The sequence below is a fragment of the uncultured Piscinibacter sp. genome (assembly GCF_937952055.1).
In the GTDB taxonomy this organism is placed as follows: domain Bacteria; phylum Pseudomonadota; class Gammaproteobacteria; order Burkholderiales; family Burkholderiaceae_C; genus Piscinibacter.
In genome coordinates, this window is record NZ_CALFYO010000020.1 from 206,530 (window position 1) to 221,815 (window position 15,286).

9 protein-coding genes are annotated in these 15,286 nt (G+C 68.5%); 2 read left to right on the top strand and 7 right to left on the bottom strand.

What is annotated here, in order from left to right; genetic code table 11:
* Window positions 1-84: 84 nt before the first annotated feature.
* The gene (locus tag Q0599_RS11890; protein WP_298829698.1) at window positions 85-2,811 is read right to left on the bottom strand and encodes a TonB-dependent receptor; all 2,727 of its coding nucleotides are present in this window, start codon (window positions 2,809-2,811) and stop codon (window positions 85-87) included.
* Between the two features lie 420 nt (window positions 2,812-3,231).
* On the opposite strand from Q0599_RS11890, the gene Q0599_RS11895 reads away from it, so the two are divergent.
* Together Q0599_RS11895 and Q0599_RS11900 are read left to right on the top strand one after the other, a co-directional pair.
* On the top strand, window positions 3,232-3,597 hold the full coding sequence (locus tag Q0599_RS11895; protein WP_298829699.1) for a hypothetical protein: 366 nt from the start codon (window positions 3,232-3,234) through the stop codon (window positions 3,595-3,597).
* A 276-nt stretch (window positions 3,598-3,873) separates the two neighbouring features.
* On the top strand, window positions 3,874-6,798 hold the full coding sequence (locus Q0599_RS11900) for a S8 family serine peptidase (protein ID WP_298829700.1): 2,925 nt from the start codon (window positions 3,874-3,876) through the stop codon (window positions 6,796-6,798).
* Window positions 6,799-6,874: 76 nt separating this feature from the next.
* On the opposite strand, the gene Q0599_RS11905 is transcribed toward Q0599_RS11900, so the two are convergent.
* The 6 genes from Q0599_RS11905 to tadA form a co-directional block, all read right to left on the bottom strand.
* Window positions 6,875-8,719 (bottom strand): ABC transporter ATP-binding protein, encoded by a 1,845-nt coding sequence (locus tag Q0599_RS11905; RefSeq protein ID WP_298829701.1) that lies wholly within the window; start codon window positions 8,717-8,719, stop codon window positions 6,875-6,877.
* Between the two features lie 13 nt (window positions 8,720-8,732).
* On the bottom strand, window positions 8,733-10,175 hold the full coding sequence (locus tag Q0599_RS11910; RefSeq protein WP_298829703.1) for an ABC transporter permease: 1,443 nt from the start codon (window positions 10,173-10,175) through the stop codon (window positions 8,733-8,735).
* Window positions 10,176-10,194: 19 nt separating this feature from the next.
* On the bottom strand, window positions 10,195-11,178 hold the full coding sequence (locus tag Q0599_RS11915) for an ABC transporter permease (protein ID WP_298829706.1): 984 nt from the start codon (window positions 11,176-11,178) through the stop codon (window positions 10,195-10,197).
* Between the two features lie 2 nt (window positions 11,179-11,180).
* Window positions 11,181-13,427 carry an ABC transporter substrate-binding protein gene (locus Q0599_RS11920; protein WP_298829708.1) on the bottom strand — a complete coding sequence of 749 codons (2,247 nt, stop codon included), beginning with the start codon at window positions 13,425-13,427 and terminating at the stop codon, window positions 11,181-11,183.
* A gap of 222 nt (window positions 13,428-13,649) precedes the next feature.
* Entirely contained in the window at window positions 13,650-14,567 is a 918-nt protein-coding gene (locus Q0599_RS11925) for an LD-carboxypeptidase (RefSeq protein ID WP_298829710.1), read from the bottom strand.
* Complete coding sequence (gene tadA / locus Q0599_RS11930) at window positions 14,564-15,136, bottom strand: tRNA adenosine(34) deaminase TadA (RefSeq protein ID WP_298829712.1); 573 nt, start codon at window positions 15,134-15,136, stop codon at window positions 14,564-14,566. Before tadA ends, Q0599_RS11925 begins: the two co-directional genes overlap by 4 nt.
* Window positions 15,137-15,286: the final 150 nt, after the last annotated feature.

Sequence of the window (15,286 nt, forward strand, 5' to 3'; positions counted from 1 at the left end):
GCGGGCGGGCAAGGTTAACAAAAATGCCCGCCGGCTCGTGACCAGCGGGCATAGAGCTACAAATGAAACGTTGACCGGCGCGCGTCAGAAGAACTTGTAGGCTGCGCGCAGCATGAGGCTGCGGCCGAGCGGGTCGGTGAAGCGCGGATCATAACCACGCTGGAACGTGGTCACCTGGCCGGACAGCGGCGGATCGCGGTCGAACAGGTTGTTGATGCCGGCCGTCAGCGACAGGTTCTTCACGCCCGTCCAGGTCACCGCGAAGTCGTGCAGCGCATAGCTGGCGACACGATTCACGCCGTCCTGGTCGACATAGCCGCTCTTGAAGCGCTGGGCCAGCAACGCACTCCAGTCGCCCATGTTCCAGGTCGCCGTGGCGACGTGCTGCCAACGGAACACCGGCGCATTGTCGGAGTAGCGGCCGACGGCGCTGATGAAGGCGCCACCACGCTCACGCTGGTACTTGTACGAGGTGACGTAGGTGCCGTCCATGCCCAGGCCGAACACGCCCATCGCCGTCGCACCCGAGCGCCAGTTGACCGACAGGTCGATGCCGCGCGTCTTCAACTCGCCGAGGTTCTCGGTCGGCGTATCGATGTAGGCGATCGGATCGAAGGTCGGGAAGTTCAGGCAGGTGTCGATGTCGGAGCGGATGATGCCCGATCCGGTGGTCGGCAGCTGGCTGCAACGCACGAAGCGGCCGGTGTAGTTGGCGGCGCTGCCGAAGATCTCCTGTTCGGGCAGGCCGCTGATCAGGTTGCGGATGTTCACCTGCCAGTAGTCCACCGAGAAGCTGAGGTTCTGTGCCGGATCGAACACCAGGCCGACGCTGAAGTTCTTCGCCTTCTCGGGATCCAGCGCATCGGCGCCCAGGCCGTTGGGAATCGGGCCGACCTGGCGCTGCAGCACCTGCTGGTCGCACACCACGCCCGCCGAGGCGCCAGGCACCGCGGTGCCGCCCGGACACAGGAGCGGATCGTTGTAGTTGTCCGACGTGAAGGTCAGCGACTGCGGCTGGTTCAGCTCGTACAGCGTCGGCGCGCGGAAGCCGGTGTTGGCCGAGCCGCGGATCAGCAGCTGCCGCGTGGGCTGGTAGCGGATGCCGATCTTCGGGTTGACCGTGTTGCCGGTGCCGCTGTACTTGTCGAAGCGCAACGCGGTCGTGACCTCGAGCTCCTTCGTCACCGGGATGTTCAGTTCGGCATAGGCCGCGGCCATCTTGCGATCGCCGCTGGTGTCGCTGTCCGGGTCGATGCCCAGGCTGCCGAGTTCCGCCGTGATGTCCGTCGCCTCGAAGGCCGACTTCTCGGTGCGATACTCGACGCCGAAGGCCCCGGCCAGCATGCCCGAGGGCATCTGCATCAGTTCCTTCGAGACGCGCAGGTCGACGAAGTTGACCTTGTTCTCGCCGATCAGCGTGTCGGCAACGACCTGCGCGGCCTCGATGGCATCGAGGCCGGCCTGCGTCTGATCGCCGAACGGGTTGATGACGCCGTCCCACACGCCGCGCTGAATCAGGCCGTCGTTGACGTAGCCGCGGCTGACCGAGGCGGTGCTCTTGTTCTTCGTCTGGCCCAGCGCCGTGCGGTAGTCCCAGCCCGCGAAGAGGCCGGAGAGTTCGACCATGGCACGCGACGTCGTCGTGTCGTCGCCGCTGGTGCGCTTGCCCGCAGGGACCTGGCGCCAGTTGACGACTCCGCCTGGCACGAAGACCGGATTGAGCGGATCCGGTGAATCGATGTCCGGGATGCCGCCCGGGGTGAGTGGCGCACCTGCGGGGAAGAAGGGACTGGTCGCCGGCATCAGGTGGCTGGTCGGCGCTGGGGCGACGCGAGCCGTGCTCTTGTTGTTCGCGTGAAGGTACTCGGCAGAGAGCGTGTGTTCCGGCGTGAGGGCGAACGAGCCACGCAGCAGGCCGGTGACCTGCTCGTTCTCGGTGATGATGTCGATGTCGCGGGTGAAGTCGTAGCGGCAGGCCGTGCCGGCCGGGTTCGGGATCGACGAGGGCGGATTGCAGGTGGGCAGCGTGGGCTCGAAGCCGTTGAGGTCGCCCGGGAACGACGAACCACTGGTGCCGGCCGTCACCGCGCCGCGGATGACGCCGGTCTTCGAGAACGGACGATCCTTCGCCTCGAGCGCGTTCTGCTTGCGGAAGTCCAGGCTGCCGAAGATGTTGAACTTCTGCTCGGCCAGGGAGCCGTAGCCGCCCGAGACGCTGACCCGGTTCGAGTCGCCGCCGCCATCGCCGCGCGGCTGGATGGTCTGCGCACTGACGTCGAGGCCCTTGTACTCACGCTTCAGGATGAAGTTGATCACGCCGCCGATGGCGTCGCTGCCGTAGATCGCGGAAGCGCCATCGCGCAGCACTTCGATGCGGTCCACCGCAGCCAGCGGGATCGCGTTCAGGTCGACGGCCGCCGCGTCGAAGGCGTGGTTCGCCAGGCGACGGCCGTTGAGCAGCACCAGGGTCTTGTTGGAATAGCTGCCCGTCGGGCCGCTCAGGCCGCGCAGGTCGGCTTCGGCCTTGCCGCCGGTGGTGCCGCCGATCGCCGCGCTGGCGCCGAAGTTCGACTGGTTGGCGGCAATGCGCGCCATCGCCTGCTCGGTCGTGGTGACACCCTGCTTGGTGAGTTCCTCGACCTTGATGACCGTCACCGGCAGTGCCGTCTCGGACGAAGCACGGCGGATCGACGAACCCGTGATCTCGACACGCTCGAGCGTCTGCTGGGCATACGAGGGCACGCTCGCGAGGCCGATGACGCCTCCCAAAGCGGCCAGCACCGCGGCACTAACCTTCGTTCTTCTGAACATGTGATCTCCTCTGAAAGCGATGGACGATTGATCGATAGACCCTGCCCCGAGCAAGACACATGCCGCCTTTGTAAGCCGGCTGCGTCCCGTCTGCGAAGACATGTAAAAGAATTGTCACCACAGCGGCGCGAGGACTTGTCTAGGGGTTTCCTTGACACGGCGCACGTTCGCGTGCGCTGCCATGCCGGGCCGTCCATCAAGCCCCGGCGCCCAAACCCCCGCGTGGCGCGGCTTTGCCGAGGTGGTGCGCGGCGCAAGGCGGCGGCGTCGATGCGCGCGATGGCGCTTCGCCTAGGTGCATGTCCCTAGGATCGCCCGAATCCGTCGTTGGCTGTGTGCAACATGCACAGTCGCGCAGCCGCCTTGACATGGCCCTCGCCCGGACCCACCGTGCGGCCGGCACGATCACTGCCCTTCGCGATGAACCCACGCGCCCTTCGCCGTCGCGCCTTCGTCGGCCTCGCGCTTGGCGGATCGGCCATGCGCGCGTTCCCGTCCGTCCCGGTGATGGTCGAGGTCTGGGTGGACCTCAGCGAGCCGCCACCCCAACCCGGCATGAGCGCATCGGCAGCGCGAGCGCGCCGGGAGCGCGTGGCCGCCCAACAGGACGCCGTGGCGGACGCATTGCGGGATCTTGGCGCCGTCGAGCTGGCCCGCGTCCGCGTCACACGAAGCTCGGTCGCGGTGCGCATCGATGCGGCAAGGATCGATGAGCTCAGAGCAATCCCCGGCGTCAAGCGGGTTCGCCCTGCCCGCACGCGTCATCCACCCAAACCAATGCCTTGAGCCCCTGACCCCCGTGTCGGCCGTTCACGCTCGTCATGTGCCGTGATGCAGTGGCGAGCCGGGTGGGAACGACAGGACTGCAGGTCATCCGCCTGCGGCGGCGGGGACTCGCCGGACGCAACGTCCGCTGATGGCGCGCAGGCCACGGCCCTTTCGGCGGCCGCATCTGCCTATCGAACCCCGGCGCCCGAGGGCGCCACGGCCAGCCGCATCGACGCGCGCCTGCATGGCGCGCAGGGCCAGGTCAGGGTGTGGGTGTCTCTGCAGCAGAACTCGATGGCCGCGCAGCGCGCGACCCTGGCCGAGGCCGACGCGCTGCTTGCCTCCGACCGCATGGCGATCAAGTCCGCCGCCTCGCTTCGTGCAGGCGTGGCCGAGCATCGCCTGCGCATCCGCGACGCGCAAGGCACCATGGCTGCTCAGCTCAGTGCGCTGGGCGGCAAGGAACTGGCTCGCGTGCAGAACGCGCACAACGCCATCGCGGTGAGCATCGATGCCGCGCAGCTCGAGCGCGTCGCCGCGCTCAGCGGGGTGGCCAAGGTCCGGCCCGTGCTCGACTATCAGCTCGACCTCTCCGCCACCGTCCCCTACGTGGGCGCCACGGCGGTGCAAAGCGGTGGTGTCGATGGTTCCGGCGTCACCGTGGCGGTGCTCGACTCGGGCATCGACGACACGCACCGCAACCTTGGCGGCGAAGGCACGGCCGCCGCGTACGCCGCCGCCTACGGCACGTCGACGAGCGATCCGGCCAACACCACGCTCGACGGCTTGTTCCCCACGGCCAAGGTGGTGGCAGGCTACGACTTCGTCGGCGAGTCCTGTCCGAAAACGCCCGAAGCTGCCGATCCCGACCCGATCGACCTCGAAGGCCACGGCACGCACGTGGCCGACATCATCGCCGGCCGCAGCCAGGACGGCTCGCACAAGGGTGTCGCGCCCGGCGCCAAGCTGGTGGCGGTGAAGGTGTGCAGTGCCGTGGCCACCTCCTGCAGCGGCATCGCGTTGCTGCAGGGCATGGACTTCGCGCTCGACCCGAACGGCGACGGAGACACCAGCGATGCTGTCGACGTCATCAACATGTCGCTCGGCTCGTCTTATGGCCAGATCGAGGACGACCTGACGCTTGCCGCCACCAATGCAGTGCGGCTCGGCGTGGTCGTCGTCGCCTCCGCCGGCAACAGCGCGAACAAGCCCTACGTCGTCGGTTCGCCGTCGATCGCCCCCGGGGTGATCAGCGTCGCGCAGACCGAAGTGCCGGGCGCCGTGGCGATCCCGCTGATGGTGAACTCCCCGGCCTCGATCGCCGGCACCTACGCGAACACGCAGACGATGGACTGGGCGCCGGTCGGTGCCGGGGTCAGCGGTGACGTGGTGTTCGTCGGCCGCGCGTGCCCAGGCGACGCTCTGCTGGCCAGCCCGGCAGGAAAGATCGCCCTGGTCGATCGCGGTGCCTGCGCGATCAGCCTGAAGGTGGACGTGGCTGCCGACGCCGGCGCAACCGGCGTGCTGGTCGGCCTGGTGGCGCCGGGCGACGCGGTGTCGTTCTCCTACGGCGGCGGCGACACCTTCGTGCCTTCGCTCGTGATCCGGCAAACGCTGTCCAGCGCGATCAAGGGCCGCCTCACCGCCGGCGACACCGTCAACCTGACGATCTCCCCGGCCGGCGGCATCCCGCTGGTCGGCAGCATGGCAGCCACCTCGTCGCGTGGCCCGTCGATCAGCGCGCAATCCATCAAGCCCGAGATCGGCGCGCCCGGCGCATCGCTGTCGGCCGAGGCCGGCACCGGTGACGGGCAGACGGTGTTCGGCGGCACGTCCGGCGCGGCGCCGATGGTCTCCGGCGGCGCGGCGCTCCTGCTGCAGGCGTTCCCGAACCGCCGGCCCGAGCAGATCAAGGCGATGCTGATGAACAGCGCCGAGACGACGATCTACACCAACCCCGCACTGCTTCCGGGACAGCTCGCACCGATCACGCGCATCGGCGCCGGCGAGATGCGCGTGGACCGTGCGCTGGCCCTGAGCTCGCTGGCCTACAGCCGCGAGTCGAAGTCAGCATCGCTGTCCTTCGGCACGGTGGATGCGTCGGGACCGGTGGTGATCGAGAAGAAGCTGCGCATCGAGAACCTCTCGCGCCAGAGCCGCAGCTACAGCATCACGCCGAGCTTCCGCTACGCGGACGACCAGGCCAGCGGCGCGGTGAGGGTGGTGGTCAAACCCTTCGCCCACGTCTCCGGCCGCAGCCACGAAGAGATCACCGTCAAGCTGGTGATCGACCCGACCAAACTGCCGGAGTGGACACTCAATGGCGGCCCGCAAGGCGGCAACGGCGCTGCGCTCAACGGCCCGGAGTACGACGGCTACCTTACGCTGAACTCCGGCGGCGAGAAGCTGACCGTGCCCTGGCACGTGCTGCCGCGCAAGGCCACCGAGGCGAGCGCCGAGCTGAGCGGACACGGCAATCCCGGGCCGTCGCTGAAACTGCGCAACCGCGGCGTCGAGGTATCGGCGTACGAAGTGTTCTCGCTGACCGGCCAGAGCACGAAGATCCCGAAGAGCGAGATCCCCGGCCCGGGTTCCAACCAGGCGGTGATCGACATGCGCTCGGTGGGCGTGCGCTACCTGCCCGACGTGCTGGGCCCCGGCGCCGACGTGCTCGAGTTCGCGATCAACACCAACGGGCGTCGGGCGCACCCGAACTACCCGGCGGAGTTCGACATCGAGATCGACGCGAACGCAGACGGCACGCCGGATTACGTGGCCTTCAACGCAGAGAACGGAGGCTTTGCCGCCAGTGGCCAGAACCTGGTCTTCCTGGTCGACCTGCGCACCGGGTCCGCCCGCGCGTTCTTCTTCACCGATGCCGACCTGAACTCGGGCAACGTCATCTTCTCGGTGCCGGTGAATGCCGGGGCGGGAACCATGGCCTACACCCGCGGTGCGACCATCGGCTTCAGCGTGTACGCGTTCGACACCTACTTCAGCGGCATCAACACCGATGCGATCGAGGGCATGCGCTTCACGCCGGGACAGCAGCGCTTCGGTGTCGTCGGCGACGTGTCCGGCACGCTGGAGGCGCGCGGTGCTGCCAGCGTCGGCGTGACGACCGCGACGCTGCCCGACACGCTGAGCAGCGAGCGGGGCCTTCTGCTGATGTACCGCCGCAATGCCGGCAAGGAGGCCGACGCGATCCGTATCCGCTGATCGGCTTCCGCTTCGACGACGAGGGGCCGCGCGAGCGGCCCCTTTCTTTCCTCCCGCACCGCCTCGCGAGGCGCGCTCAGCCGGTCGCTGGCACCGCAATGCGCGGCACGGCGGACAGCAGCGTGCGCGTGTATGCGCTGCACGGCGCGCCCAGCACCTGCTCGACGCTGCCCTGCTCCTCGATGCGGCCGCGCTGCATCACCGCGATGCGGTCGGCGATGTACTCCACCACGCCGATGTTGTGCGTGATGAAGAGGTAGGACACGCCGGTGTCGCGCTGCAGGTCGCGCAGCAGGTTGAGGATCTGCGCTTGCACCGAGACGTCGAGCGCCGAGGTCGGCTCGTCGCAGACGATCAGGCGCGGTTCGACGGCAAGCGCGCGCGCGATCGCGATGCGCTGGCGCTGGCCACCGGAGAACTCGTGCGGGTAGCGCTGCAGCGCATCGCGGCGCAGGCCGACCTGGTCGACCAGCGTGAGCAGCCGCTCGCGCCGCGCCGCGGGAGCCAGATCGGGGCGCAGGGCGATCAGGCCCTCCTCCAGGATGTCGATCACGCGCATGCGCGGGTCCAGCGATGCGAACGGATCCTGGAAGACGATCTGTACCGCGCGCCGCGCCTGGCGCAGCGCCTCGCCTTCCAGCGTGAACAGGTCCTGGCCCTGGAAGCGTGCCTGTCCGGAGATCACCGCCTGATCACGCAGCAACTGCACGATCGCCTTGCCGGTGGTCGTCTTGCCGCAGCCCGACTCGCCGACCAGCGCCAGCGTGCGGCCCGCCGGGATGTCGAAGGACACACCGTCGACCGCCACGAAAGCGGCGGCCACGCGCTGCAGCAGGCCCTTGCGGATGGGGAAGCGCACCGACAGGTCGCGCACCTCGAGCAGTCGATGTTCGGTCTCCTCGCCGCTCGGCGCCTCGCGTCGCAACGACGCAGCGTCCGCGACCATCGCGTCGGCGGCGACGCTCGCGCCGTCGCGGTAAAGAAGGCAGCGCACGCTGGCACCACCGACCGTCTCCATGCCAGGCAGCGTGCGGTGGCAGGCATCCATCGCACGCTCGCAGCGCGGCGCAAACCGGCAGCCCTCGAAATCCTGCCACAGCGGCGGCACGGTGCCGCCGATCGCGGCCAGCGCATGGCCGCGCTTGCCGGTATCGGGCAGCGCGCGCAGCAGCGCTCTTGCATAGGGATGGCGGGGCGAGGAGAAGAACTCGGCCGCGCTCGCCACCTCGACGATCTGCCCGGCGTACATCAGCGCCACCTGCTGCGCCATGCCGGAGACCACCGCGAGGTCGTGCGTGATGAGCAGAAGCCCCATGCCCTGCTCTTGCTGCAATTGCCTGAGCAGGTCGAGGATCTGCGCCTGGATCGTCACGTCCAGCGCCGTGGTCGGCTCGTCGGCGATCAGGAAGTCGGGTTCGCAGGCCAGCGTCATCGCGATCATCACGCGCTGCTTCTGGCCCCCCGAGAGCCGGAACGGGTACTCGTCGATGCGCCGCTCGGGTTCGGGGATGCCCACCCTGCCCATCCACTCGACCGCCCGGGCGCGCGCCGCCTGCCCGCGCAGTTCGGTGTGGCTCTCGATCGCCTCGACGATCTGTTCGCCGACGCGCATCACCGGGTTCAGGCTGGTGGCCGGCTCCTGGAAGATCATGCCGATGCGCCCGCCGCGCACCGAACGCATGCTCGCTTCCGGCAGGGCCAGCACGTCGTGGCCCTCGATGAGGATGCGGCCGTCGGTGACGCTGCCGTTGTCCGGCAGCAGGCGCATCAGCGCCAGCGCCGTCATGCTCTTGCCGCAACCCGATTCGCCCACCAGCGCGAAGGTCTCGCCGCGGCGGATGGCCAGGCTCAGGCCGTCGATGGCGCGCACCAGTCCGGCGTCGGCGTCGAGGGCCACCTTGAGGTCGTCGATCTTCAGCATGTCGTCGTCCGCCTCAGGCCGCGATGCGCTTGATGAAGCGCGGTCGGAAACTGCGCGCGCGCGGATCGAAGGCGTCGCGCACGCCGTCGGCGAACAGGTTGGCGGCGAGCACCAGCGTGACCATGAAGCCGAAGGCCGCCGCGAAGCTCCACCACACCACCGGGTCGCGGCTCATCTCGCTGCGCGCCAGGTTGATCATGCCGCCGAAGCTGTTCATCGACGGGTCCACGCCCACGCCGACGTAGGTCAACACCGCCTCGTAGAGGATCAGGTCGGAAAAGCTCAGCACCGTAGTGATGAGCACCAGGTGCATCACGTTGGGCGCGATGTGCTTGGCCATGATGCGGGCATGGCCCACGCCGAAAGCGGTAGCAGCCTGCACGTACTCGAGCTCGCGCAGCTTCAGCGTTTCACCACGCACCAGGCGGCACAGCGTCGCCCAGCCGGTCAGGCCGAGGATCACGCAGAGCAGGAAGATCTTCAGGTCCGAGCGCTCCAGGCCGGTCTCGAACAGGTCCGGGTTCTTGTCGAGGAAGACCTGCACCATCAGCACGCAGGCGGCGATGAGCAGCACGTTGGGCACCGAACTGAGCGTGGTGTAGGCGTACTGGATCACCTCGTCGACCCAGCCGCGGAAGTAGCCGGCAAGGATGCCCAGCACCACCGCGAAGGGCAGCGTGGCCACGGTGGCCAGCGTGCCGATGACGAAGGCTGTGCGCACGCTCTTCAACGCCTGGTAGAGCACGTCGTTGCCGGTGCGATCGGTGCCGAACACGTGGTAATGGCCCATCAGCGCGACCATGGCGCCGCCGACCAGGCAGATCACCGCGACGGTGCACAGCGCGGCGCGCAGCGGCAGGTCGGTGCGGTCGGCGGCGATGTCGCGCAAGGCGCCGCCCACGCCGTGGTGCGAGCCGCGGATCAGCGCGGCCGCGGCCAGCGCGATCAACGCGGCCACCAGCAGCCCGCCGAGGGCGCCAGCGATGGCGCGCGCCGCCACGTCGCCGGCCCACTGCGTCGACGGGTCGGCCAGGTGCGCACCGCCGTGCTTCAGGCGCGGAAAGTCGCGCACCGGCTGACCGTCGCGCTCCATCGGCTCCTTGTTCAGCCCGCGCCAGGCCAACGGTACCGAATAGCCCGTCTCCCGCATGTCGATCTGGCGCGCCATCATCGCGTCGAGCAGGCTCTCGGTGCTGGTCGCGTAGAAGGTCTGGGTGCCCGCAGGCATGCCCGGCGGCGGCGGCAGCGCGCGGCGGAAGTGGATGCTGTCGGCCAGCGTGACCAGCGCGAACAGCACCAGCACGATGCCCGCGGAGAGGGCCGCGGGATCGCGCAGCACCTTCCACCAGTTGGCGCGCAGGTTGTCGTTGACGCGGATGCGCCAGCCGTACCAGGCGAGCGCGATCAGCATCGCGTACAGGACGACGTCGGTCCAGAGCAGGACGATCTTCGGCATGGTGTTCGTCTCGTTGGTCTCAGGACAGCCGCACGCGCGGATCGGCCCAGGTGTAGGCCACGTCGATGACCACGTAGCTGGCGATGTACAGCAGTGCGCCGAGGAAGACCATCGAGCGCACGATGGCGAAGTCCTGCCCGCTGATCGCCTCGATGACGAAGGCGCCCAGTCCCGGGATGCCGAAGAAGCTCTCGAACACCAGGCTGCCGAGGAACACGTAGGGCAGGTAGGAGCCGGCGCTGGTGATGATCGGGATCAGCGCGTTCCGCAGCACGTGGCGGAACAGCACCACCGCCTCAGACAGGCCCTTGGCGCGCGCGGTGCGCACGTAGTCCTTGCCGATCTCCTCGAGGAACATCGCGCGGTACAGGCGCGCCTCGCCGCCCAGCCGCGACAGCAGCGACAGCATGATCGGCAGGACGAGGAACTTCACCGCGTCCAGCCCCGGCGCGTAGCCGTTGATCGGCACGAGGCGCAGCACGCGCGAGAACAGGTACTGGCCGACGATGATGTAGAAGAGCGCCGAGATCGACAGCATCAGCACGCACAGCACCACGCCCCAGAAGTCGATGCGCGAGTGGCGGAAGAACACCAGCAGCAGCGCGAACGCCGTGCTGGCGATCACCTGCAGGATGAACAGCGGCAGCGCGAGCTGCAGGCTGACCACCATGCGTGTCTTGATCTCGTGGCCGATGTCGATGGCGTTGCGCGCGTCGGAGCGGCCGAATTTCAGCGCGAACAGCGACACCGAGCGCTCCCAGACGATCGTCCGGGTCAGCTTCGACGTGCCCTCCTCCTTGGCGTTCCAGTACAGCGGCTTGTCGTAGCCGCGCTCGGCCTTCCACTTGTCGATCTGCTCCTGCGTGACACGCTTGCCGCCGATGTTCAGCCGCGCCATGTCGTCGGGCGTGTTGACGGTGAAGAACAGCACGAAGGTGAAGAGGTTGACGCCGATGAGGATCAGCACTCCGTAACCGAGACGGCGGACCAGGTAGTTCAGCATGCTCAGGCCCCCGTGGCCGTTGCCGCGGCGGCGGCGTGCTTCGGCTTCGCGGTGGCGAGCTGGCGTGCGCGGTAGCCGCGCCACGCCAGGCCGACGAGCAGCAGCAGCGCCGCGGCGATCAGCGCCAGCGGCCAGCGCACCGGCTGGTTCCACTCGGCCTGCTTGGCCACGCGCATCGCCGGGTCAATGCGGTAGTACTTGGCGAGGTCGCGCACCAGGATGCTCGGCTTGCCGTTGTGCGCCCAGGGCTGGAAGGCCAGCGCCACGTAGGGCCAGTAGCCCCAGGCCCAGGGCGCGTCCTCGCGCACGATGGCGACCATCTGGTCGATGACCTTCTGCTTCTCGGGCCCGTCCTCCAGCGTCTGCATGATGCGGTAGAGGCGGTCGTACTCCGGGTTGCTGTAGTTCGCGGTGTTCTCGCCCTGGTTCGGGTACTTGGCGTTCGGCCCGTAGAGCAGGAAGAGGAAGTTCTCCGCGTCCGGGTAGTCGGCCAGCCAGCCCCACCAGAAGATCTGCTGCTTGCCCTTGAGCATCTTGTCCTGGAACTGGTTGTAGTCGGTGGCGCGGATCTCCAGCTGCACGCCGAGCTTGCCGAACTGCTTGACCATCCAGTCGAGCTCGGACTTCAGCTCCGGTGTCGGCGCACGCTGGTAGTCGTAGTTCAGCACCAGCGGCTTGCCGGTCTTCGCGTCGCGGCCCTCGGGATAGCCGGCCTCGGCGAGCAAGCGCTTGGCGTCCTCGATGCTGCGGCGCACCGGCTGGCCGTCGACCTCGCGGTGCGTCACCGGGTTGATGCCGCCGGGCTTGCCCTCGCGCGAGCCGAACATGCCCGGCGGCACGGGTCCGTGCGCGGCGACCCCGCCCTTGGTGCGGAAGATGCGCCCGTAGCCCTCCTCCCAGTCGATGGCGATCGACAGCGCCTGTCGCAGCTTGCGGTTCTTCAGTTGCTGCTCGGGCGTGTCGCCCTTGCCGACCACCGGGTCCAGCCAGTTGAAGCCGAGGTACCAGTTGTTGATGTCGGTGACCTGCGGGAAGGCGAAGCCGCGCGCCTCGTATTCGCGCTTGACTTCGTCGGAGTCCTCCATGTCGACGCGGAAGTCCACCCCCCATTCGGGACGCTCGATCTCGGGCACGTCGAGGTAGCCCTGCTTGAACATCTCCTTGCGCGGCACCTTCTCCTTGACGATGGTCGAGACGACGGTGTCGATGAAGGGCATGGTCTTGCCGCAGTCGTCGAGCAGCCCGGCTTCCTTGTCGCCGGGCTCGCCCTCGCACGGATAGGGCTCGCCGCGGAAGTTGGGGTTGCGCTTCATCACATGCCGGCGGTCCTGCACGTACTCGGTCATCATGTAGGGGCCCGTGCCCACCGGCCACTTCACCAGCGACAGGCCGTTGGCATTCATGCCCGGCTGCGCATAGAAGGCGTCGGCTTCCCAGGGCACCGGCGCGGAGAAGGTCATCGCCAGCCAGTACTTCCACTGCGGGTACCTGCCCTTGATGCGGAAGCGGATGGTGTGGCTGTCCAGCGCCGTGACGCCGGCCAGCGGCCACTTGCGGAAGTCGAGGAAGGGCTTGTCGACGGTCGATTCCGGCAGGCCCTGCAGCAGCTTGGCGTCCTCGGCCTTGATCAGCTCGGCGTATTCCTTCAGGCCGACCACGTACTCGGAGAAGATGGCGAAGATCGGCGCCTCGATGCGCGTGGTGGCGTGGCGCTTGAAGGCATAGACGTAGTCGTCGGCGACCAGCTCGCGCGTGCCCTGCTGGGCGAAGTCCCACGGCGAGCGCTTGTCGCCGACTTCGCCGGGCTTCATCGCGTGGTAGAGGTACTCGCCCTTGTCGTTCTTCGCGAAGGCCGGGTGCGGCGCGAAGAGGATGCCCTTCTTCAGGCGCACGTCGTAGATGCTCTCGGCGATCTGCTCGGTCGGCGCGTCGTCGGGCAGCGGCTGCCCGGCCTTGTCGACGTAGTGCGGCTTCACCACCGCCTCGGCCGTCTTCGGGATCAGCGTGTACGGCCGCTTCAGGTAGTGGTAGGCGTACAGCGGCTCGTAGGCCGAATAGGTGTAGGGCGTCTCGGGGTTGCTGTACGACGCCGTCGGGTCGAGGTAGCGCGGCGAGCGCTCGTCGAAGGAGTTGAAGAGGGTGTTCGTCGCCGCCGCCCCGTCCGGGTATGGGCTGTTGTTGCAGGCGGCCAGCACCAGCGTCAGCACCACAGCGACCCGCGCGCCCCACCGTTTCATCGGACCGTGCATGCGGTCGTCCCCTTCGTCGATCGGGAGCCCGTCGCAGGCTTGACGCGACGGCTCCGCCAAAAGAATCTGCCCCCGACGAACACCGGCTTGTGGCCGGGTCGCCGAAAGGCAGTCGCGGATCATAAGCGCCCCCGAAGCCGCCTCGCTCAGGGTTTCACCGGCCGCCGCCGCCGAAACTTGGGGCCCGGCGTCGGTTTAGAGCGGTGACTCCAGAGGTGCGGCTCACCATCCGATGAGCACGTCGCGTGCCTGCACGACGAGCTGGACGCGCGCCCCCACCGGCAGCGTCAGTTTGGTCGGCACATGGCCGAACGGCAAGCCGGTGAGGATGGGCGCACGGGTGGCGCTGCGCACCTTCGCCACCATGCTCTTCATCGTGTAGCCGCGGTCCAGCGGCGACTTCTTCCAGTCGGTGAAGGCGCCGAGCAGGACCGCCTTCTGCGCGTCGAGCACACCGGCCTGCTGCAACTGCAGCAGGCTGCGCTCGACGCGGTAGGGATGTTCGTTGACGTCCTCGAGGAACAGTACGCCGCCCCTGATGCGCGGCCAGTGCGGCGTGCCCAGTAGCGAACTGACCATGCACAGGTTGCCGCCCCAGAGCACGCCCTTCACGTCCAGGCCGTCGTAACCCGCCTCGGTGCGGAAGCCGACGGCTTCGAGTTCGCCGCTCATTGCCTCGAGGAAGCAATCGCGCGTGACCTCGTCCACCGCAGCGGCCGTCTTCTCGCCGTGCTCGCCCGCCTCCCGCCCGAAGTCGTAGCAGGCCATCGGGCCGGCCCAGGTGCGGCCGCGCCCATGGGCCAGCAGGCCGAGCTGAAGCACGGTGAGGTCGCTGTGGCCGACCCAGCGCGTGCCCTGCTCCACGCTGCGCGCCACTCGCTTCCAGTCGATGCGGTCGAGCAGTCGCGTGAGCCCGTAGCCGCCGCGCGTGGCCATGGCGATCGAAGGCGCCTGCGATGCGACGCGGTGCAGCGCGGCCAGGCGCGTGTCGTCGTCACCGCCGAATCGCTGGTGGCGATCGAGCGCGGCCTCGTCGAGCTGCACGTCGAAGCCGAGCCGAGCGAGACGCCGGGCGGCCAGGCGCAGCGGTCGTGCCGACGCCACCACCCCCGAAGGCGTGAACAGAGTCAGCGAAGTCATGCGGAATCCACCGGCGGCGGCACGTCGAGCTCGATGGCTTCGCCGGCAGGGATGGTGTCGGGCATGTCCTCGGCACGCTCGCCACGGCGCTGGCGATACTGCTCGCGGCGCTCGGCGAAGAACTCGCGCAGCAGCTGGCCGCACTCGTTGCCAAGCACGCCGCCGACGATCTCGGTGTGGTGGTTGAGCTGGCGGTTGGCGAACAGGTCGACCACCGACCCTGCCGCGCCGGTCTTGGGGTCGAAGGCACCGAAGACGACGCGCTTGAAGCGCGCGTGCATCAGCGCCATCGCGCACATCGCGCAGGGCTCGAGCGTCACGTACAGCTCGCACTCGGGCAGCCTGTAGTTGGCCAGCAGGGTGGCCGCATGGCGCAGCGCGACGATCTCGGCGTGCGCGGTCGGATCGTGCTCGGTGATCGGGCGGTTGTAGCCGGTGGCCACCACCTGTCGTCCGGCGGGCGTGTCGCGCACGATCACGGCGCCTACCGGCACCTCGCCGACCAGCCAGGCATTGCGCGCCTGATCGAGCGCCAGGCGCATGGACAGTTCATCCTTCGGATCGCTCATGGCCGCAAGCCTTCGACGCCTGCGGCGGCGCGGATCGGAGATTCCAGCGAGGACTCGCTGCAGGTCGCGGATCGCATCAGGCACGCCCCTTTCTGCGCCTATTGTGGCGGCAACCTCGACCGTCGCGCCGTGCGGCCCTCAGCCTGCGCC

Bases quoted from the DNA above. Each gene is read 5' to 3' on its own strand.
- Q0599_RS11890 (WP_298829698.1), bottom strand. From the start codon at position 2,811: ATGTTCAGAAGAACGAAGGTTAGTGCCGCGGTGCTGGCCGCTTTGGGA.
- Q0599_RS11895 (WP_298829699.1), top strand. From the start codon at position 3,232: ATGAACCCACGCGCCCTTCGCCGTCGCGCCTTCGTCGGCCTCGCGCTT.
- Q0599_RS11900 (WP_298829700.1), top strand. From the start codon at position 3,874: ATGGCCGCGCAGCGCGCGACCCTGGCCGAGGCCGACGCGCTGCTTGCC.
- Q0599_RS11905 (WP_298829701.1), bottom strand. From the start codon at position 8,719: ATGCTGAAGATCGACGACCTCAAGGTGGCCCTCGACGCCGACGCCGGA.
- Q0599_RS11910 (WP_298829703.1), bottom strand. From the start codon at position 10,175: ATGCCGAAGATCGTCCTGCTCTGGACCGACGTCGTCCTGTACGCGATG.
- Q0599_RS11915 (WP_298829706.1), bottom strand. From the start codon at position 11,178: ATGCTGAACTACCTGGTCCGCCGTCTCGGTTACGGAGTGCTGATCCTC.
- Q0599_RS11920 (WP_298829708.1), bottom strand. From the start codon at position 13,427: ATGCACGGTCCGATGAAACGGTGGGGCGCGCGGGTCGCTGTGGTGCTG.
- Q0599_RS11925 (WP_298829710.1), bottom strand. From the start codon at position 14,567: ATGACTTCGCTGACTCTGTTCACGCCTTCGGGGGTGGTGGCGTCGGCA.
- tadA (WP_298829712.1), bottom strand. From the start codon at position 15,136: ATGAGCGATCCGAAGGATGAACTGTCCATGCGCCTGGCGCTCGATCAG.